Consider the following 17785-nt stretch of genomic DNA (forward strand, 5'->3'; position numbering starts at 1 on the left):
GCGTCGAAGCCCCGAGAGGGGCAGTCCTCCTTGGGCGTGACCTCCTAGACTGCCCCGTCGGCGCGAGACAGCGGGGCAGTTTGCGTTTGGAGCCCGCGCACACGGCAATCCCTCGCCGCCCGGGTCCCACCGATCAGGTTCATCGAGAGCGGTGATCGGCCTGCGGCGATCGGGCCGCGCGTGATGTCCGGTCGTCGATAGGCGCTGCAGACATCGCAAGTATACTAAATCGAAGGTATACTACAACCTGGGGGCGTGCCGGACGTCCATGGGCCACGCAGCAGCGTCGGGGGGCATCATGTCGGAGTATAGACTGACCTTCACCGGGTCGGGTGTTTTTAGCGGCGAGCTGATGCTGGCTACGACGATGCGGGAGTCTTCATCGGCGGCTACGGCTCGGTCGTGTCAGGGTATTATTCTGGTGGCATGTCGGTCAGTCTTTCGTCGGGGCAGTATCGCGCCATCGAAGAGAACAGCAATCTCCCATATTACTACACCAGCTCAATCATGTATTTCAGCTTCAGGTAGATACCCTTCGCATGTCGTTTGTATTATGTCTTGAGCTACGCCGGTTAAGCTGACCACGTTATCGACAATCCCCTGAACATCCTTGCTTGTTACCTCTTCTAGCTGGAACGGGGCCCCGGCGTGCAGAGCGACTATAGCTACGCGCTCGGCCATTTTAGTGTATATGCAGCCGCATAGTTGAAAGGCCCCGTCCGCACCCGCGTTCGGGGCTTTCGCGTTCGGGGCTACGCGGACCGGCGCGCTCGGCCGACCTCCCGCTCACCCCGCCCCGTCACCAGCCAGTCATGGTGCACATCAAGCCCGCTCGCGATCGGAATGATGTCGGCGTAGAGCGGCGGGCGGAGGCCGCGGCACCATGCGCGGGCGTCGACCGGCGCGCGGCCGGGCCACGACACGCGACGGCGTGGCTTAATGCAACTCGCCCGGGTCCTTCGGCGGCTCGCCATGCGGCAGCATCCCGAGGGCCGTCAGTGCCTCCCGCAGCAATAGCAGCGCCGTCTCTTCCAGCTCCATCGGCCGCGCCTCCGACAGCCTGAGCCGCTCCAGTGCCGTGGCCAGGTCCGCGGGTAGCTCCAGATCCAATCGCATCGACAGCTCCGTGGTTGCCAGGGAGCAGCCGCTCCTTGGATGACGCTTGCCTGTGCGGCTGCGCCGAGCTTCACTTCCACCTGGCTCGCCCGTCGAAGGACCCCCAGTTCCATCCGGCGGGCGGGCAAGAAAGGCCGGCGCAGCCTCCTGCGTCGGCCTTTCGCATTTTCGTGATCGGAGTTCTCGTCCTTCAGGTTGCACCGATCAATCGTATCGCGCTTTAGTCCTTGGCGCTCCTGCCGGAGTGTCGCCCGAAGCTCGACGCCTGCGCGTGTGAGCCCGAGAGGCCGGCGCAGGGGAAGGCGCCGGCCTTTCGTTCCTCCTGCCGCGGACCCGTCCGGCGCCGAGGCGGTTGTGCGACACATCAAGGTCCGAGATGACGTCGGTGTAAGGCTGATGGCATTAGAGGCTCATCTCGGTCCTTGATTGTCGCCCGTCAACAGCCCTCGACCGGTCAGCCAATCGTGCACGGCGATCCAAGCTGCGTCCTCACGGGTTAGCGGCCCAGGCTGACTGGCGATGTACTTGTCCAATGCCCCGACCATCGAAGCCGTCAGCGCAATTTCGATGGTCTCCATCCAATTCGCCTCCCCGATGCTGCGCTTGGGCTGCGCGGACCGTTCATCGACGACGCGAGGCGGGATCGTCGCCGATTGCGCCAACTCTCTGCCCCTCGGCGTGATGGAGACAATCGATTCGAAATCAGCGCTGACGTGGATACTGACCAACCGATTGCTCCGCCGCTTCGACATTAGCAGCAGGCAGTCGCGGTGCTTCGACGGGATCTCCAGTAGCGCCTTTGCGCCGCCCGCCTGGCAAAGCCAACGCAACGCGGAAAGATAGCGTTCCGTCGGGATGTCCTCAGGACGACGTGTGCGCTTCATAGGCGGCGGCCCCCTCTGGCTCTTGAGATGTGGCAGATGGCTTAAAACTGGACCATCCGGCAAGGGCCAAGGCTTAACCTTTGGCGATGGCAGAAGATTGCGCCCGCCGAGACCTTCGTCGACAACGTCACCAGGCAGCGCTTCAACAACTACCCGGAGTATCAGGCGCTGTTTGGCGAGAGCCGTGTCCGCATCCCTGAGCTGGAGCTGCCGCGGATCAAGTCGGGCCCGGCGAAAGGGTCCGCTCATTCGCCGCATCCTGTCCGACCTGTACGTAGCCATGAGGCGGGAGCCCGCCCTGGCGGCGGCGTTGCGCCCAGGCGAGGCGGTCCGGGAAAAGAAGGTGAAGACATTTATTGACCGCGTCGTGGGCCGGGGTGAACTGCCCGCGGACGTCGATCGTCTCCTGGCGACGGACGTCCTGATCGGTCCCTTCTACTGGCGGATCGTCGCTCTCGGCGAACGTTGCAGCCGCCGGCGGATCAGGCAGCTCGCGCGCATGATAGCGGCTGCGATCACCGCAAGCTAATCGACCCGCGCCGTCCGGCGCGTCACTCGCCCGGGCCCGGATGGTGGGCGCGCCCGTCCTCCAGGACGCATCCGCCCGATAGCCGTCCCATTTGATCGTGCATCGAGCCCGTAGCCGACAGCGGCCAAGCGACCAGAGTGGCGAGACAAGGTTCGATCCAGCCCGGCAGCTTCCGGGGCGCCGCAGGCGGCAGCGCGCCGTCTCTGCCGCCAACACGGCGCGTTGCTGTGTTCGTGTCTTACCAAAGGGTAAGCGGCGCCCGGTCCCACTTTGTCATGCGGGATTTGAACGTTGATGTTCCGAGCCTGGAGGGCTTCGACATATGACGATTTCAGAGCTTACGCTTAAATCGGGGCCTCTTGAGCTTCGACCTTCCAGCACGCTTCATCGGCCGTCCTTCGCGATGACCGGTCGCCTCGCTTCGCGCGAGGTCAGCAGCAGAAGGTACACCCGACCGTCGGCGACCATGGCAGCGCGGCGACCCGGCGCCGTTCATCCATTCTCGCTCTCTTCACCTGATCAAGCGCAATCATAACGCGATTCAATGGAGATCCTATCCAGGAAATAGTCCGCCGATACGGTGCGGCAGCTCAGATCTCCAGCGACGCCCCCGTCCGCCGCGTTCCGCGCCGCGTCGGCGTGTCCTAAGCCCCGAGAGGGGGCGTGCCTTCCGGCGTTTCCCGCGAGACTGGCCCCGGTACCGCGAAGTGATCGGGACCCTTCCTTTCTTGGAGACCGCTCCTCTGGCTCACCAAACGCATGGCGAGCCGCTTCCTGCAAAGAGAAGGAATGTCGCCCAGCTCCCCATCCGGCTCACAATCTCAGCACGGTGGTTTATGCTAAGCTTCCTCATAATGGACTGTACGTAAGTCTTGGCAGTTCCCTCGGTTATTCCGAGCTCGGCGGCGATCAGCCTGTTGCTCGACCCTCGCTGCATTGCACGAGCGACGGACAGCTCGCGCTGCGTGAGCGTTGCAATTTGGGGAGGGGCCGGCTTGCCGCCTCGCAGCGGCCAAAGCGTCATTCCAGATGGAATGAATATGGCGCCGGCCCGAACGAGCGCCAGCATTTTGCCCAAAAGACCGACGTTGGCGGTCACGGGCAGAAGAGTTCGAGCGCCGCTCCCTATCGCGTGGGACACGAAATCGAAGCTTTCATCATCGGACAGAACCACAAACATGGGTCGTCTCCATAGGGTGCGAATGGCGCGAGCTGAATTGTCGAGCGCAAGCCGTGCGCCGGGACCTCTTACTGACAAAACCAACAGCGAAATCCTCATGCCATCGCCGTTCTGCCACCAGTCGACGAGACTCGCGTATGCCCGGAATTGGCCCGCCGGCTCAGCTGCCTGAAGTCTCCGAAGGATGGATTGACGAAGAAGTGCGTTCTCCTCGATCAAGACTGAGGGCGCGGCGATATCGCCAGGTTGGGAAGTGATAGTTGAAGGTTGCATACGCCGCACTTGAGTCTACGGTAGCAACAGGAGATCCTATTCTATCGCACCTCGCCGCTTTAGATGATCCCGACCATAGGCTAAGTCGAGCCGCGGTCCGCCCGCCACCACGACCGGGACGCTTCGTGTCTTGGTTCGATGAACGCCGTCTCGCGGCTGATCGGCTACAGGGGAGTGAGGCATGAGAATTCTCTGCGCAGCAACCCTTGTATGGATGGCTCCTGCGGGTCAAGGTATTGGATCGGCTTGGCGAAGGGGTCGGTTGCGGCCATGTATACGGCGTCTGATCTGCAGCGAGACTGCCGCGCGCCCTGATGAATATCCGCTTGGAGAGCGGGTCCCACTCAATCGAGCGCGCTCGAGGTGCTCCGGATTGATCGGGGTGTCCCGGTTCTTCGTCTCCGCTCGTTCGCCATCACCTCACTTGGCCCTGACCTTCCGGAAGCCGATCAGGCAACCGCCTGCGGTTGGTATCGCGATCCGTCTCTGAGGACAGCGAAGATCATTCTCGCCATGCGATGGGCCAAGGCTATGGCAACGATCTTCGTCTTCTTCCGAATGAGCATGCCCGACAGCCAATCCGAGCCCGGTTCGCGCTTCAGCCTGCATCTGAGCATGATCTGGGCCATGGCGCCCAGATACAGCAACCGGCGAATATACCGATTGCCCATCTTCGAGATCCGGCCCACCCTTTGCTTGCCTCCGGTGGAGTGGGGCTTGGGCGTGAGACCGAGCCAGGCCGCATAGTCCCTGGCACAGTCGAAATTGCCGACATCCGGCGTTGTCGCCGCGATGATCGTCGCGGACAGCATTCCGACGCCCGGGATCGTGGCCAGCCTCTGGCTTGTCTCGCTTTGCGCGTGGGTCTCTTTGATTTCGCCCGTCAGGTGCTCGATCCGCCCGTCGGTTTCGCCCAACTGATCGAAGAGCAAGCTCACCGACATCCGGGCCGCTTCGGGCAGCCGATCCAGCTGTTGCTTCAGTCGATCGACGTGCTGTGCGCCCTTGGCTGCGATGACACCGAACTCAGTCATATGAGCGCGGATCGCGTTGCCGATCTGCGTGCGAAGACGAACCAGAAGGTCTCGCGTTCGGTGGAGAACCAACACCGATGAGCAAGCCTCGCTCTTGATGGCGACGAACCGCATGGAAGGGCGCGTTACGGCCTCACAGATGGCGGCCGCATCTGCAGCGTCCGTCTTGCCGCGCTTCACGTAGGGCTTCACGTAGGACGGCGGCATCAGCCGGACATAATGCCCCATCTCTTGAAGCCTGCGACCCCAGTCGTGAGCGCCGGCATAAGCCTCCATGCCGATCAGGCAGCGCGGCTGCGTCTGGAAAAACGTCAGTAACTGATTGCGGCGCAGCTGGCGCCGGACGAGAACACGGCCACCCTCGTCGACGCCATGAATCTGGAAAACGCTCTTTGCGAGGTCAATGCCGACGGCGGCAAGTTCGGACATGGAGGGCTCCTCTGCTCGGGACGACAACATCCCAACTATGGCGCATGCGACGCCGGGAGCAGGAGCCATCCACATCATCAATCGAGATGGCCTTCTCCAAGCTCAAGGCCCATCTGCGCGCCGCATCAGCCCGAACTTTCGACGCCCTCTGGCGCGCCGTCGGCGACACCTGCGGCCTCTACGAGCCTCAGGAGTGCTGGAACTATCTCAAGGCAGCAGGCTATGCTTCCGATTAAAGGCGCGACGCTCTAGCTGTGGAGCCTCAACAGGTTGTTCTCGGTCCAGCCGAGGTGTCTGAGATTTAATCGCGCCGTGGGGTCGATGCCAGTTGTATCGATGCAGCCATGGCGCCAGCTCGGCGGCGCGCTGATCTGAGGTCTGATAGGGCTGGGCATAGGCCCACTCTCGCAAGGATGTCTGGACGAAGCGCTCGGCCTTGCCGTTGGTCTTGGGCGTGTAGGGTTTGGTGCGGATGTGCTTGAGGCCCAGGTCCCGGCACAGGTCGCGGAAGGCGTGGGATTTGTAGCAGGCGCCGTTGTCGGTCATGATGCCGGTCACGGCGACGCCGAGGCTGGCGTAGTAAGCGATTGCGGCCTTCAGGAAGGCCATGGCGCTGTGTTTCTTCTCATCCGGCCGCACCTGGCTGAAGGCGATGCGCGAGGCGTCGTCTATGCAGACATGGACGTACTCCCACCCTGCGCCCCAGCTCTTGCCGCTGCGCCGGCCACGGGTGCTGCTCTGGCGCGTTCGATCGCCGGTGATGCGGTGGCCGACCTGATCGAAGCGGCCGAGCTTCTTGATGTCGATGTGGATCAGCTCTCCGGGCGTCTGGCGCTCGTAGCGCACAATCGGCGCCGGCGGCTCCAGATCCCTGATCCGGCTCAACCTGGCACGCCGCAGGATGCGGCTGACCGTGGCGGGCGAGACCTTGGTCTGCTTGGCGATCTGCTGGCCCGTCCAGCGCTGACGACGCAGCGCGACAATCCAGTCAGCGATCTCAACGGGTGTTGGCTGACGCACCGCCTTGGGCCTCGATGAGCGATCGACCAAGCCCGCCGCCCCTTGGGAGCGAAACCGCTCGACCCACTTCCTGACCGTCTTGGCGTCGATGCCGAAGGCCGTGGCCACCGCCTTCGGCGTCCGGCCTTCATCCAACACGCGCCGCACCAACTCGGCTCGACTGAGCGGTGTCAGCCGGGCATTCTTATGCACGTTCATCCGGTCCTCCGGGGGTCTGAAGCTTCGCAACCTCAGCTTCCCCGGACAGGACCGGATGGACAACCTATTGAGAGCTCACACCTAGAGCGCCAGCTTTCTCCGGGTGGGCGCGATGGTGATTATCGACGTAAGGGCCGGACCTACGCGGACACGCGCCAACGGCCGTGTGCCTTCGCGCCGCGATAGCTGCAGCAATGTTTCAAAGTGATGTGGAGGCGCTAGGGGACCGCCTTCTTGCCACCGCCGTCAATGAGCCAGCGCAGTGCCGAAAAGGTAGCGTTCGGTCGGGACACCTTCGGGAAGGCGCCAGGAGTAGTTCATAGCCATCGCCCCCAATCAACACGGCTGCTTTGTTAATTGGAGAATGCCCTGAAGCTGACTTATATTTCAAGCGCGGCGCCAGGCGGCCGGATGCCGCGGCGCCGACCGGAGCTCGGTCGGGCTGGTTGATTTCTCCTCCGTGCCAGAGGCCGTCGACATGATGCCGTCGTTCACGTGGTAATCGGTCCGCCGTATGCGCGTAAGCGGATAGCGACCTCGGTGCGGTTTTTGGCATCGAGCTTCCGCAGGATGTTCCTGACGTGCACCTTGACCGTGCCCTCCGACATGGTCAACTCATCGGCAATCAGCTTGTTCGAGAGCCCCCGGCTCACGGCGCGAGCCACCTCCATCTGACGCGGCGAGAGAAGGTGGACCGTCTCGGAGGAACTGGCGGCCATGTTAGCGTTGCCGCTCGCCGGCGACGCGACGAGCGTGCTCGCCGGGATGAAGGTTCCCCCTGAGCGCACCAGCTCCAGGGCCTTAGCGGCGATCTCAAGGCCCATGCTGGCCGTAGGCAGGAATGCGCGCGCTCCGCTGTTAATGACGTGCGCGACCAACTCTGCGTCTTCGCAATCCGACGTGACGGCGACCGGCGGAGACCCCGGCCGCTCCACCACTTGGCGAAGCCGCTCGCTGAAGACCGCGTCCTCGGCCGATCGCGCCGACGTCCACAGAATCAGCAGCGATGTCCTTGCGGCGTCGGCGCTCTGCGCCCATTGGGCCACGCTTTCGAAGGCGACGAACTCGCGCTCCGGTTCGTTGGCCCGAAGAGCGGCCAGCACGCACTCGCGGAAGAACGTCCGACTTTCGATCAGGGCCGTGCAGCCTCCCGGCGAACTGGTGCGCTTAGTCACGCGGGGCATCGACGAGAGGCGTGCTTAGAACAGCCACCATTCAGACTCCAAAGCGGCGGCGGAGTCTGGCGATCTGCGCGGCGCAGCGACAAGCGCGCCCACGCGCGTGCCCGCTCCCGTGGAATATAACACACCAAGCTAACGCGAATCACCCCCTAAACGGGGGGAGGGTGACCGCGCAAATGCCGGAGCCGTCCCCTTAGGGAGTAACGGAAGGGCTCGGGGATCGCTATCCAGATCTCGCATGATTTTCACGGCCAATCGACAGAGTGAGGCCAAGCCGCTCGGCTTTCATGTCATCATGGACCGGCACGAGAACATCGAGCCGTCTGTCGGGGAAGGGGGCGCGCTCCCTCGCTACCAAGTCCCCCGACAATCGGCCGACGGATCGATGTCAGAAGCGCCAATCGGCTGCCACCCCGTCGCTTTTGGTATACCCTAACGTTACGAGTGCGAGCGCGTGGTGAAGCTTTGGCCGTCGAAAAGCTGATCAGTCGGTCAGTTGACAATGACATCCCTCATGGGTCGGCGCGGCGAAGTAGGAATTTCTTCTCCATAGCCGAGACGCAGCAGAACCTGCGGGCTAGCCGTAGTTCCAAAAACCGGGGCGAGGGTCTGCCGGGCCTCCGTCCACTCAATCGGTGCGTTAAAGTAGGATGCCGAAACACCTCTATTTGCTGCCAGAAGCAGTGAGCGTTGAAGGGCTTGGCCTGCACGCAGCCAGTCCTCTAGAGTGTCGTTCTGTGTGCCTAGCAACGCCAGAATCGGTGAGCCCTCTGCCAGAGCTAGCTGAGCCGCCGCCGCGTTCTCTGGAGCCGTGAACATTCGCCCCGCATTGGCCGCGCTTTGAACGAACAGGCTACTGTGAGAGCGCAGATTAGGGGTATGCCCCGACGCCCCGCCAGAAAGGCGCCAGCTTGCCTCGTCATTCGTATGTGCTTCGACGCGTCGATCCTGCATCCAGTTGGCCAGCTCTGTCCGAAAGGCGGGACTATTGCGATGCGCTAGCTCGGCCTTCGCGATAAGCTCCGCCACCTTTTGCTTCCTGGATTCTCCCTCAAGGAAAATAAGGACTCCGTCCTCTTGCGCCGCTGCGATAGTAAGCGCAGCGAGCAGATCTTTCTCTGGGGGTGGCAGCTCGAAGTGTCTGCGATTGGTGCGTCGCAATGGAATCGCATCTCGTAACTGCTTATCCAGTTCGGAAGGCCGAACCAAGCTGTTGGTATGCTTCAATCGAGCCAATACATTGGTGTTTTCTCCATCCGGCAGAATGTCGATCGTTATGCTGACGCCGTAGGCTTGCGCTGCTACTCTGAAGTTGCGGAGAGCCGCTCCGCAGCTGATTGTTAACTCGCGACCATCCGGATCCGCCACCGGTAGACGACGCGTTTCGTCTCGAATGAGAAGAATAGCTTCTGCTCCTAGGTGAAAACGCCAGGGCTGAACATTGAGAATCGATGGAGCGAGAACTGCGTAGTTTACCAAAAAGCTGAGCTTGTCCGTGGGCGAGCGTTCGTGGGGAAGTCGGATTCCTTTACGTCTCATGGGCTATTGAGCAAGCATGGTTGCTGCTTCGACACGTTCTCCTCCTTGATCCGACGTTGAAAGTCCTAGTCTAAAAGCCGGACATTAGAGATGTACAACTCACCGACCTGGCGCGACGCGACACGATGGTCACACAGGTCCGGATCGGCAGCAGCTTAGGGATCGCGACGGTGCTTCACCACCGGATCTACCTTCCGTGAGCGAACTCGCTGACGGACGGTGATCGTGCTCTTTCTGTCCGACGATGACATCCGTTTCATCGAACTTGCCTCCATGCCCCTTGAGCGGCCACAGCACGCCGTCCTGGCGCAGTTTGGCGGTCAAGGTCGTAAACTTCTTCCATCTGTCGAGGCGGCCATGGGCATCGACGATCTTCTAAGCCAGCGCATCGATGAAGCCTTCCTTGAAATTGTGCTCATATTCAAGCGCCGAGGAAAGCCTTGAGGTGCGAAGTGAGCAACTCCGGATGCTGGAACAACGCGGCATGCCCCCATTCCGGACAGATGACTAAGCGAGAGTTCCTACCGCCGCCCCCTTGCCTCGGATGCGTCCATCGCTTTCATCAGAGGCCGGTCGGATCGGGCTAGTCTGCCGGAACCAACCCATTGCCCGGTGTCGTGAAGAGCGCCGGTTCCCGGCGTTACACGCCGGCGTCGAAACGTCGCTCGAGAAGAGATTTGATCCGGATCAGGGAGATCGCTTTTTGCCCTTGACGTCACGGAAGCTCTGCGGCCGCGGCAGCCCCTCCGGCTTCGCGGTCGAGGACCGGAATCTTTCGCGACGGCTGGCCGCAGTGGAATAGATGGCTCGCCACTGGTATGCCCTTTAACAACCATCGAGGAGGCAGGTGCGTTGTACGAACCGCGTCATTTCGAGGCCGACGAGGCACACCGAATGGGAATGCCAGCTGGATGGTGGGTGATGCAGCAGGACCGACCGCTCATCGGGCCATACTCAACCGAGGCTGACGCCCACGCCTGGATTGTGCGGCGCCGAGAGCGCCGATCGCAAAACGAAACGCGGAGCGAGCACAAAGGCTCTCCGGATATACCTGGTAGCTAATGGGGCACAAGCGAGCTGCCGTCGCTTGGCCTTCCGCGTTACTCGACTCAGGGACGACGTCCGGCCACGCTCACGTGGCGGCCTCTGTTCGGTGAGCGTTCCACGAGCATGGTAGAGCTCTCGCCTGAGGCCCTACAGGGGCCGTTTTGGCGGCCATAAAGTATGAATTGCAACTTGATTATCTGGGCTCATTGCACATGCGTCCAGTCGAGCCATCTTTATGAGGCTTTTCGTATGATCGCCAATACTATGGCAGTAACCGCAGCCGTCTCGTCGTGCTGGGCGCGGCCGGTGCAGACGGGCCGACGTGCTCCGCTCAGATGGATGCCCTCAAAGTAGGTCGAGCAGAAGCTCGCCGCCGCTAGATATTCTGAGATCTCTGAACTGGAGGCAGATGATGGGCCCGGGCGGGCGGATGGCGGATTGCGGCGGCCAATGCGGTTGTTCGAAGGCGGCGCACGACGATTTGTCGGGTGGTAGGATGTCATCCTCGGCGCGTCGGGTTTATCGGAGATCCTCCGCGACCGTCATTTGCGCACCGGCGGGAGGCCGATCGTCAGCGACAGTGCAGGCCTGCTACCGCATGGTATGCCAGAATGGGGAAGGAGACCACGGAGCGCCGACGCTCCTACTGCCGTCCGTCCGCCTCACTCCGAAACTCCGGGTGCCGCGGCGGGATGCCTCAGCCTCATAGGCCCGGCACGGGCCACGCTTGAGCAACATGCAGCGCTGCACCTGAAGCAGCGTCTTGAGAACGGGACCTAGACAACGAGCTAGTAGCGCCGCCCCCGATTCGCCCCTGGCTTTTGGGCTTCCCTCTCCCACAGGCCCTTCTATATAGCGTGATTGTTCGAGATCAATTGGGCAGGAATTCATGCGAGCTGTTTCCAGAGCGTTATTTCGCGTAGTCGTAGCTAGTCTGGCGCTGGCCTTTTGCGTGTCTATTTTGTTCCCTGATGCCAGTCGCGCCCGATCGGCGCGTCACGGAGCGGCGGTCGCGCATGGGGGGACGCATCTGTATGTGTTGCTTGGTCTCGGCGACAATTCACCGGGGCTCGCCGAATTCGGCGAGCGGATGCGGCGCGCCGGCATTCGCACCACAATTGCCAATCATAGCTATGAATCATGGCTCGCGCAGGAAGCGATCGCCGAATATAGAAGCGGCCGCGTGAGTTCGATCAAAATCATTGGCCATTCGCTGGGCGGCAGCGCCGCCGCCCATATGGCTGCAGAGCTTGGACAGGCGGGCGTGCCCGTGCAGTTACTGGTGACGCTGGATCCGGTCGGCGAAGCGTCACCATCTGCGAATGTGAAACGATACGCGAATTTTGTACCACGGTATGGTGAAAACCATTTCACGGTGATCGTAAGACGCATGCGCGAGCTGAACGCCTACGTGCTCGGCCGGTAAAAAGGACAGGTCATCCCTACATGGTGGCCTAGAGCCTCCAACCGGTACCGACCTGGGCGCACCAGACGACCCGCCGCCAGTACGCGCTCACGAAGGGATCGCCCCATGCCTATGGCGTGACCGCCGACACGATTTTAGACCCGACGCGCCCACAGGTGTGGCGCGCGACCAGTGCGCGTGATGGTGCATGCGACATCACAATGGCCGCAGTCTACCAATCGCGGTTGATGACGGTGGAAAAGGCTGAGCTCTAAGCTACCGTGAAAGCCGAAGCCGCGGCCTACCCCGTCGATCGGGCGGCGCTTTGGGGCCCAAACCGTGGACATTATCAACACGAGCTGTCCGGCCCGGTCCGGCGGAACGCGAGTTCCTGGGCAGCTACGCCGGATCGTCCTTTGACTTCGCATCGGCATTAATCGAATTGTCGCCAGATTCCGTCGAGCGGAACCGGATCGTGACGATGGATATTGGCGAGAGTGAAGACGAGGCCGAGGCCTCTACACATCTTAGGACGGGCGCTTTATGTTCGCCTATGAACGGGCCGAAGATTTGATCTATTCCTTGCTGTCGTGATCGACATTGGCGCCCCCAAGCACTGGCTCGTTGCGGGCCGTCTGCCGTGGATCCCTCAGCGCGTCGTCATGATTGAGGTCCTCAGCCTCAGGGACCGTGCGGATGATGGCGCGAAGCGTTGCGTGCGTGGCGGACCCCGCCGACACGGGGGGCGCTTGGATGCGCGACCGGTCAGAACCGAATCTTCGCCGCCGCGTAGGCCACCAGCACGGCCGCGGCGAGCACGAAGCCGATGAGAAGGTCGAGCGCATCTCCACTCATGGCGATTTCCCGCGTTGGCCAACACGCGCGCCTTTGCAGCCGTCCCTCCCAAGGAAATTATACGTGAACACGCTGGAGATCTAGCGTGCGTTAGCCGTGCGTGGCTATGACCTTGGTAAGGCTTGCTTAGCTAAGGACGGTCGACGTCGATTGGGTTCCTGCCACACTCGGCGCTGTGAAGGCGTTGTTGCGGGCACGTGGGCCTACGGAGTCCTGGGGCTACAGCTACGAAGGCCGCGGTCATTTCCGGCTCACCTGTCCGACAACTATATGACTACAGCCGCCAAGACTCACGACCAGATGCGGAGATGGCCAAGCGCTGGATCGAGAGGCAGGCGGAGCGCTACATCGGCTCGATCGAGGGGCAGCTCTCTGCGGCTGCGGTCCTGAATCAGCACGGTCAGGTATGATGCCAGTTCCGACTTGAGCTTGTCGCGCAACCGCAATTGCTTGGCGTGAATCGCCCTGAGCTCTCGCAGGATCTCCCCCGCGAACAGCGATGGCTGGCCGCGGCCTGCGAGGTCGGCGACGAGCTCACGCTGGCGGGCCAAATTGGCCTCACTGGCCTCGATATCGGCTTCAGGCTGCACCAGCAGTCGGCGAATGTTTGGCAGGGGGCGCTCCAATGGCCATCAGGCGGGAGCGCGCTTGGTCTCTCGGCCGCCGGCGCCCGAGGATGCCCAGCCGACGATAATGATCATGTAGGGCGGTCGGCGCCGTTGTCGCGGTAGGAACCGGCGGCCCGGCGACGCCTCGGCTGCGCTCGCATGTGAGACCGCGGTGTTTCGGCTATTGCCGAGATCAAGGGCAGCCACTCTATCTACGTTTCTCAGCCTGATGCTGTCGGCAAACTTATCGAAGAGGCAGCCAGACAGGCAAATTAGTCGAGCGGCATTCCGATTCCGGTCGGTTCAGAAGATATTCATAGTCAACAGTCTTCAAGTGCACTGGTTTCGCTCTCCGCGCGCAAGCGACAGGCGGAGGCTATTCCATTCAAGCTCGAAAATATCAGGTCCTATACGGGCCGATTTCCCGCTCTCCGCGCCCCGTCGCCGACTAGCCGTACGACAGCTCGCCTCTGTTCGTGCTTGTCCCCGCGTCGCGCTCACGGTCATATGGCGCGGGCCTGACCGCTGTCGTCCCCACTGTGGTTTGGCGAGAAAGGCAGAGCTCGGGTAACGCGTCATCTTGGCTGTGCGGACCTCTCTCCCACCTCGTCCCGCCGACACCGGCCGAGCCACGTCCGCAACCACAGGAGCTTTTTCTCGTTCGGCAATGCTTACCGAGCAGATCGTCAGCGCGTACGGATGATCGCTCGAGCCGGATCGCTCTTGAGCAGCTCGAAGGCCAGCGCACCCGCTTGGCGCGCCTCCTGCTCGGTGAGAAGGACTTGGCCGGCCTCCAACGGAAACGCGAAGCCGTAACGCCGGAGTTCATATCGGTAGCCTCCCTTCGCGCGAACGACGAGAAGCACGGGGTCGGTGGAGTTAATCTGTCGTTTAGCCATAGCCACATACGCATTTGGGTGGGGTGTTGTTCCGACCGCGCTGTTGGTGCGTGCCGCGATATGGCGGTGGGCAGATGCCGCAGAGCTAGCCATGCGCTATCCGCGCGATGAATTGTTCTCGCCTTGATGGGTGGCTTGAAGCGGTCAGCGGCGGCAGCTGCCCCCGTGGAGAAAAGTCCCGTGTAGCGGCTATAGCAATACACTCAGCGCACTGCCTCGGACGGCAAGTGCCCCACTTAATGAAGCGCCTTGTGTAGCGGTTGTGGTAGAAATCCACACGGGCTCAACGTGTGAAAAAGTTGGTCGGCCGCGGTGGCTATCGCGTTTGGACGGGGCGCGAAAGCGGAGCTCGCGGTCGAAGCGAGAATGCACGTTCCAAGAGTGACTATGCCGACAATCAACAGGGCTCGCATCGGTACCCCCTCATGCAAGTTGGCAACCGGGCGCAGGCCACGTTTCAACGACTGATCGCCTAGGGCTATTACAGCCGTACGCAGTTTGTGCAGCACGCAGGGCGTGAGGTATACAACCTGGGCCATTCCTGGCACCAGCCGACGTTGGGATCGGGCGACAGGGATCGAACCGTGATGTGGAAGGGCGGAGCAACCTGAACTAGCATGCCGATCCGAAAGCCGAGCTAGCCACCATGCGTCAAGGCAGGGCAGCCTCGCCGTCGATCTCAGCCATCGCATAGCGATCGACGAGACCGGAGACGTCGACCAACGTCGTCGCCAGGAAATGGTGCCCCCGGGGGGGGCGCCGCCCAGGCCTCGCAGACCGCGGCCCAGCGCGGTCGAGCGCCGCCATGTCGGTCACGTAAGCGCTGCATCACCATGGCTGCGGCTCGCCGCCAGCGGCCTTCAGCGCGGCGACGAAGTTGGCCATCGCGAGGCGCCATCCGGCGCCCAGCTCGAGCCTTTCCGCCACGTGCGGCTGGCCCGGTTCCTTGCCGAGTTGGCCGGCAACGCGGACACGGCCAGCCTCCGGGCAGGACGGTGCGATAGGCTCACGTACGGCACGCTCTGCACCGTTCCTAACAATTCTAGGAATGATGGCAAAGCTCCCAAGGACCGCCGATCTTCGGATTGATAAGGCGCTGGCGGGCGGCATGCGTTAGGTTGGGGAATGAGCCGTGCCGTCATCCTTTACCAGTTCGTCGGACCCCGCCAGATTATCGCGGTGACGCGCGATGCCGCCGGTCGCAATCTACCGGCAGAACACGGCCCTTGGAATTTCATGACGAAACTCGTCGTCGACCGAGATCCTTCGCGGTTGGCAGGCAAGAACGCGCTGTTGGCCGCAGTCGATCTGCGCGGCTATTTTCTCTGGCCTGATCCGCCCCAAGAGGCCCGGCCGAATGGGCATCAGCTCCGATGAGGACCGCTACAGAGACGCTTTTAGGGCCCTGGATGCAACGAAGGTTCGACTGGGGCCGACAGGACGAGCTGCGAGAGAGAGCGGCAACAGCCAAGACGAAAGGCCAGCGCGTTGGCCCGCGCCGGCCTTTCCGGCCATACCACAGTACCTGGGGGCCACCGCGGTCGGGCCGGCGTCATTGGGGTGCAGCCGCGACGCGGGGGCAAAGGGATGGGCGGCATTCGCTTTCAGGGGGACACGCGAATTCACGTCGCGCTCCCATCAGGAACCTTGGCCATCGCGATAACGTTGCGTTGGCATGAGAAGGTCGCGGCATACTCTTACGGTTCTTGCGTTTTTGGGGGCGACCGAGCTCGCGTCCGTGACAATCAGATCCCTGGGCGCGGCGATTACCTTGTCGCCCGCTAAAGTCCGATCCGCGCTTGTCGGGCTCTGCCGGGTGGGATGGGTCGAGCAATTCTCGATGCCATCGGACACGCATGAAACGCGACGCTCATCCGTCCACTGCTACGCTCTGACGGACAGTGGGCGCGCCACTGCCCACAGACTCCTTCGATCGTTCAACACTGACATCGTCTAATCTAATCGGCGTGTGGGTCCCACAGACACACCCCGCCCGCGCCTGCAGATGGAGCCCAAGGCTCGATTGCTCTAGGCTGCCCGATCAACATGCGCGCCGGTTCCGCTCGACAACCGCGTCGAACGCTCTACATCACTATCTCCGCCGGAAGGGTGCCCACGGGCGCCCGCGGCAGAGAGAAGGACGCGCGTCCCAGCCCGAGTAGATGGCGAGCTGTATCCAATGGCAAATCTTGACCCTCGTTTGACCAACGCTGCGGCCTATGCCGCTATTGTTGCCGCTCAAGTCAGGCGTCAACGCGAGATTGTCGCCGATCTTACAATTCGCCATCGGGATCCCTCACATGCCTTGCAGATTCTGCGGGATCTCGAAGCCGACGAAGCGCACCTGGCATCCCTCCTCGGCGCCACTGATCAAGTTGAAGCCGATTAACAAGGCGGCAGGGTCCACGCCGCTGAGTACCGGGGGACTTTGACCGGGCACGGCGACTGCTCCAATCGTCAAGCCGCTTCTGCATCGGTGTGCGTAATCGGCGTCACGCCAATTAGGACCGCCTGATATAGCTCGGACGCCCACAGAACGCGTACGGCGAGAGGGACATTGACCGTAGACCTTGTAGAGGAAATGATCTATGCGTCGAATTCTCGGCAGCGTTGATAACTGAGGAATTTCGCGGTCCATTTAAAGGCGGGATTTTCGATCACATTCTTCGCGATCCCGACCCATCGGCTGAGACGCCAGCACTCGGAGCCTCATGTAGGGCGCCCGAAATATCGAATGACTCCATCACCACGATTGTGTCCGAAAGTGAAGCCATAGTCCGGTTGCGTTCGGGGGAATTCGAAGGATAGATGCGCGCGGAACTGCGCTACGGGCAGGTGATCCTGATAGATGGCTTCCTGGAGCTCGCGGTTTACAGCGGGCAAGCTTTCCAGCGGAGTGCCGATGACGAAAACGACGCGGCCGCCCGCCTCGATCGCGTCCGTCAATGCTTCGGTGTCGATTCCGGCTGGTAAAGCCCGACACGACAACGACATCACGCTCGGCTAGCTTCCCCTTGAACTGATAGGCTTTCTGCTTGCCAAGATCGGATGCTTTGCGAGAACCAATGACGGCCACGCACCCATGCCGAAGAAACGCCGCGTCGCCTGCCTCAACGAAAGTAAGTGAGCCGTCCGGTTCGTAGCCGTCGGCGCGCCCCCTCGTAAGCAAATCCGTCTGCGAGGGCGCCAGCGGCTGCCTTGGCGTGGAAGCCTCGGGCCGCTCGACGCGATGATCGCGATGCCGTTCACCAGCACGCCGGCCTGCACACGGACACCCGCGATCAACAGAGCGTGATCGGGCGATACGGACAGGTCACGCGTCGGGGATAGCTGTGCACCGGATCCGCGAAGGCGGCCACAACAGTCTGCCGGCGATCCACAGCATCGGGCGGGTCGAGCCGTCAGCCGTCAGCACCAGGTCGCCGGCGACCAGACCCTCCACCTTCCACTCGTCGGCTGCGGTGGCGATCATCGTGCCAGCGATGAGACAGAAGGTGAAGTTGATCGGCTGGTCCGTGGCCAAGTCGTATTGATTCGTCCCTCCTGCGCTAGGAGTCGAAGCGGCCATTCGAGCGATAAGAGGTGCGA

The 17785-nt window shown here is 62.1% G+C and carries 14 protein-coding genes and 4 pseudogenes; 6 read left to right on the forward strand and 12 right to left on the reverse strand.

Going from position 1 to position 17785, the window contains the following annotated elements; genetic code table 11:
• Positions 1-936 precede the first annotated feature (936 nt).
• Positions 937-1116, reverse strand: coding sequence for a hypothetical protein (locus ACZ5PO_RS09950; protein ID WP_464192831.1), 180 nt, complete (start codon positions 1114-1116; stop codon positions 937-939).
• A gap of 410 nt (positions 1117-1526) precedes the next feature.
• Positions 1527-2249 (reverse strand): hypothetical protein, encoded by a 723-nt coding sequence (locus ACZ5PO_RS09955; RefSeq protein WP_464192833.1) that lies wholly within the window; start codon positions 2247-2249, stop codon positions 1527-1529.
• Positions 2250-2280: 31 nt separating this feature from the next.
• On the opposite strand from ACZ5PO_RS09955, the gene ACZ5PO_RS09960 reads away from it, so the two are divergent.
• Positions 2281-2529: a TetR-like C-terminal domain-containing protein gene (locus ACZ5PO_RS09960; RefSeq protein WP_464192834.1), complete on the forward strand. Its 249-nt coding sequence runs from the start codon at positions 2281-2283 to the stop codon at positions 2527-2529.
• A 748-nt stretch (positions 2530-3277) separates the two neighbouring features.
• Here ACZ5PO_RS09960 and ACZ5PO_RS09965 read toward each other — a convergent pair.
• Both ACZ5PO_RS09965 and ACZ5PO_RS09970 read right to left on the reverse strand, forming a co-directional pair.
• Positions 3278-3709, reverse strand: a complete 432-nt coding sequence (locus ACZ5PO_RS09965) for a helix-turn-helix transcriptional regulator (RefSeq protein ID WP_464192836.1) — start codon at positions 3707-3709, stop codon at positions 3278-3280.
• Between the two features lie 722 nt (positions 3710-4431).
• Positions 4432-5445 (reverse strand): IS110 family RNA-guided transposase, encoded by a 1014-nt coding sequence (locus ACZ5PO_RS09970; protein WP_464192838.1) that lies wholly within the window; start codon positions 5443-5445, stop codon positions 4432-4434.
• Positions 5446-5519: 74 nt separating this feature from the next.
• Between ACZ5PO_RS09970 and ACZ5PO_RS09975 the strand changes: the two are divergent.
• Positions 5520-5681 (forward strand): annotated as a pseudogene (locus ACZ5PO_RS09975) (IS630 family transposase); the annotation flags it as partial.
• A gap of 12 nt (positions 5682-5693) precedes the next feature.
• On the opposite strand, the pseudogene ACZ5PO_RS09980 reads toward ACZ5PO_RS09975, so the two are convergent.
• The 3 genes and pseudogenes from ACZ5PO_RS09980 to ACZ5PO_RS09990 all read right to left on the reverse strand — a co-directional run bounded on the left by ACZ5PO_RS09980 (position 5694) and on the right by ACZ5PO_RS09990 (position 9383).
• Positions 5694-6663 (reverse strand): annotated as a pseudogene (locus ACZ5PO_RS09980) (IS481 family transposase).
• Positions 6664-7154: 491 nt separating this feature from the next.
• Entirely contained in the window at positions 7155-7838 is a 684-nt protein-coding gene (locus ACZ5PO_RS09985) for a response regulator transcription factor (RefSeq protein ID WP_464192841.1), read from the reverse strand.
• A gap of 498 nt (positions 7839-8336) precedes the next feature.
• Positions 8337-9383, reverse strand: a complete 1047-nt coding sequence (locus ACZ5PO_RS09990; protein WP_464192843.1) for an Acg family FMN-binding oxidoreductase — start codon at positions 9381-9383, stop codon at positions 8337-8339.
• A gap of 225 nt (positions 9384-9608) precedes the next feature.
• Here ACZ5PO_RS09990 and ACZ5PO_RS09995 point away from each other — a divergent pair, with 225 nt between their 5' ends.
• Together ACZ5PO_RS09995 and ACZ5PO_RS10000 are read left to right on the forward strand one after the other, a co-directional pair.
• Positions 9609-9827: a hypothetical protein gene (locus ACZ5PO_RS09995; RefSeq protein ID WP_464192845.1), complete on the forward strand. Its 219-nt coding sequence runs from the start codon at positions 9609-9611 to the stop codon at positions 9825-9827.
• A gap of 1492 nt (positions 9828-11319) precedes the next feature.
• Positions 11320-11856: an alpha/beta hydrolase family protein gene (locus ACZ5PO_RS10000; protein WP_464192848.1), complete on the forward strand. Its 537-nt coding sequence runs from the start codon at positions 11320-11322 to the stop codon at positions 11854-11856.
• Between the two features lie 1124 nt (positions 11857-12980).
• Here the strand turns inward: ACZ5PO_RS10000 and ACZ5PO_RS10005 are convergent.
• Together ACZ5PO_RS10005 and ACZ5PO_RS10010 are read right to left on the reverse strand one after the other, a co-directional pair.
• Positions 12981-13316: a hypothetical protein gene (locus tag ACZ5PO_RS10005; RefSeq protein ID WP_464192850.1), complete on the reverse strand. Its 336-nt coding sequence runs from the start codon at positions 13314-13316 to the stop codon at positions 12981-12983.
• Between the two features lie 668 nt (positions 13317-13984).
• On the reverse strand, positions 13985-14290 hold the full coding sequence (locus ACZ5PO_RS10010; RefSeq protein WP_464192852.1) for a hypothetical protein: 306 nt from the start codon (positions 14288-14290) through the stop codon (positions 13985-13987).
• Positions 14291-15322: 1032 nt separating this feature from the next.
• Here ACZ5PO_RS10010 and ACZ5PO_RS10015 point away from each other — a divergent pair.
• Both ACZ5PO_RS10015 and ACZ5PO_RS10020 read left to right on the forward strand, forming a co-directional pair.
• Positions 15323-15574: a hypothetical protein gene (locus tag ACZ5PO_RS10015; RefSeq protein WP_464192854.1), complete on the forward strand. Its 252-nt coding sequence runs from the start codon at positions 15323-15325 to the stop codon at positions 15572-15574.
• An 802-nt stretch (positions 15575-16376) separates the two neighbouring features.
• Positions 16377-16586 carry a hypothetical protein gene (locus tag ACZ5PO_RS10020; protein ID WP_464192856.1) on the forward strand — a complete coding sequence of 70 codons (210 nt, stop codon included), beginning with the start codon at positions 16377-16379 and terminating at the stop codon, positions 16584-16586.
• Positions 16587-16854: 268 nt separating this feature from the next.
• On the opposite strand, the pseudogene ACZ5PO_RS10025 reads toward ACZ5PO_RS10020, so the two are convergent.
• From ACZ5PO_RS10025 to ACZ5PO_RS10035, 3 genes and pseudogenes are all read right to left on the reverse strand, one after another.
• Positions 16855-17191 (reverse strand): annotated as a pseudogene (locus tag ACZ5PO_RS10025) (DNA-processing protein DprA).
• Positions 17181-17366, reverse strand: a pseudogene (locus ACZ5PO_RS10030) (DNA-processing protein DprA); the annotation flags it as partial. The pseudogenes ACZ5PO_RS10025 and ACZ5PO_RS10030, both read right to left, overlap by 11 nt.
• A gap of 144 nt (positions 17367-17510) precedes the next feature.
• The gene (locus ACZ5PO_RS10035) at positions 17511-17720 is read right to left on the reverse strand and encodes a Hint domain-containing protein (RefSeq protein ID WP_464192858.1); all 210 of its coding nucleotides are present in this window, start codon (positions 17718-17720) and stop codon (positions 17511-17513) included.
• Between the last annotated feature and the right edge of the window lie 65 nt (positions 17721-17785).

The organism is Chelatococcus sp. KU-N122 (assembly GCF_055391085.1).

Bases quoted from the DNA above. Each gene is read 5' to 3' on its own strand.
- ACZ5PO_RS09950 (WP_464192831.1), bottom strand. From the start codon at position 1,116: ATGCGATTGGATCTGGAGCTACCCGCGGACCTGGCCACGGCACTGGAG.
- ACZ5PO_RS09955 (WP_464192833.1), bottom strand. From the start codon at position 2,249: ATGAGCGGACCCTTTCGCCGGGCCCGACTTGATCCGCGGCAGCTCCAG.
- ACZ5PO_RS09960 (WP_464192834.1), top strand. From the start codon at position 2,281: ATGAGGCGGGAGCCCGCCCTGGCGGCGGCGTTGCGCCCAGGCGAGGCG.
- ACZ5PO_RS09965 (WP_464192836.1), bottom strand. From the start codon at position 3,709: ATGTTTGTGGTTCTGTCCGATGATGAAAGCTTCGATTTCGTGTCCCAC.
- ACZ5PO_RS09970 (WP_464192838.1), bottom strand. From the start codon at position 5,445: ATGTCCGAACTTGCCGCCGTCGGCATTGACCTCGCAAAGAGCGTTTTC.
- ACZ5PO_RS09990 (WP_464192843.1), bottom strand. From the start codon at position 9,383: ATGAGACGTAAAGGAATCCGACTTCCCCACGAACGCTCGCCCACGGAC.
- ACZ5PO_RS10000 (WP_464192848.1), top strand. From the start codon at position 11,320: ATGCGAGCTGTTTCCAGAGCGTTATTTCGCGTAGTCGTAGCTAGTCTG.
- ACZ5PO_RS10010 (WP_464192852.1), bottom strand. From the start codon at position 14,290: ATGGCTAGCTCTGCGGCATCTGCCCACCGCCATATCGCGGCACGCACC.
- ACZ5PO_RS10015 (WP_464192854.1), top strand. From the start codon at position 15,323: ATGAGCCGTGCCGTCATCCTTTACCAGTTCGTCGGACCCCGCCAGATT.
- ACZ5PO_RS10020 (WP_464192856.1), top strand. From the start codon at position 16,377: ATGGCAAATCTTGACCCTCGTTTGACCAACGCTGCGGCCTATGCCGCT.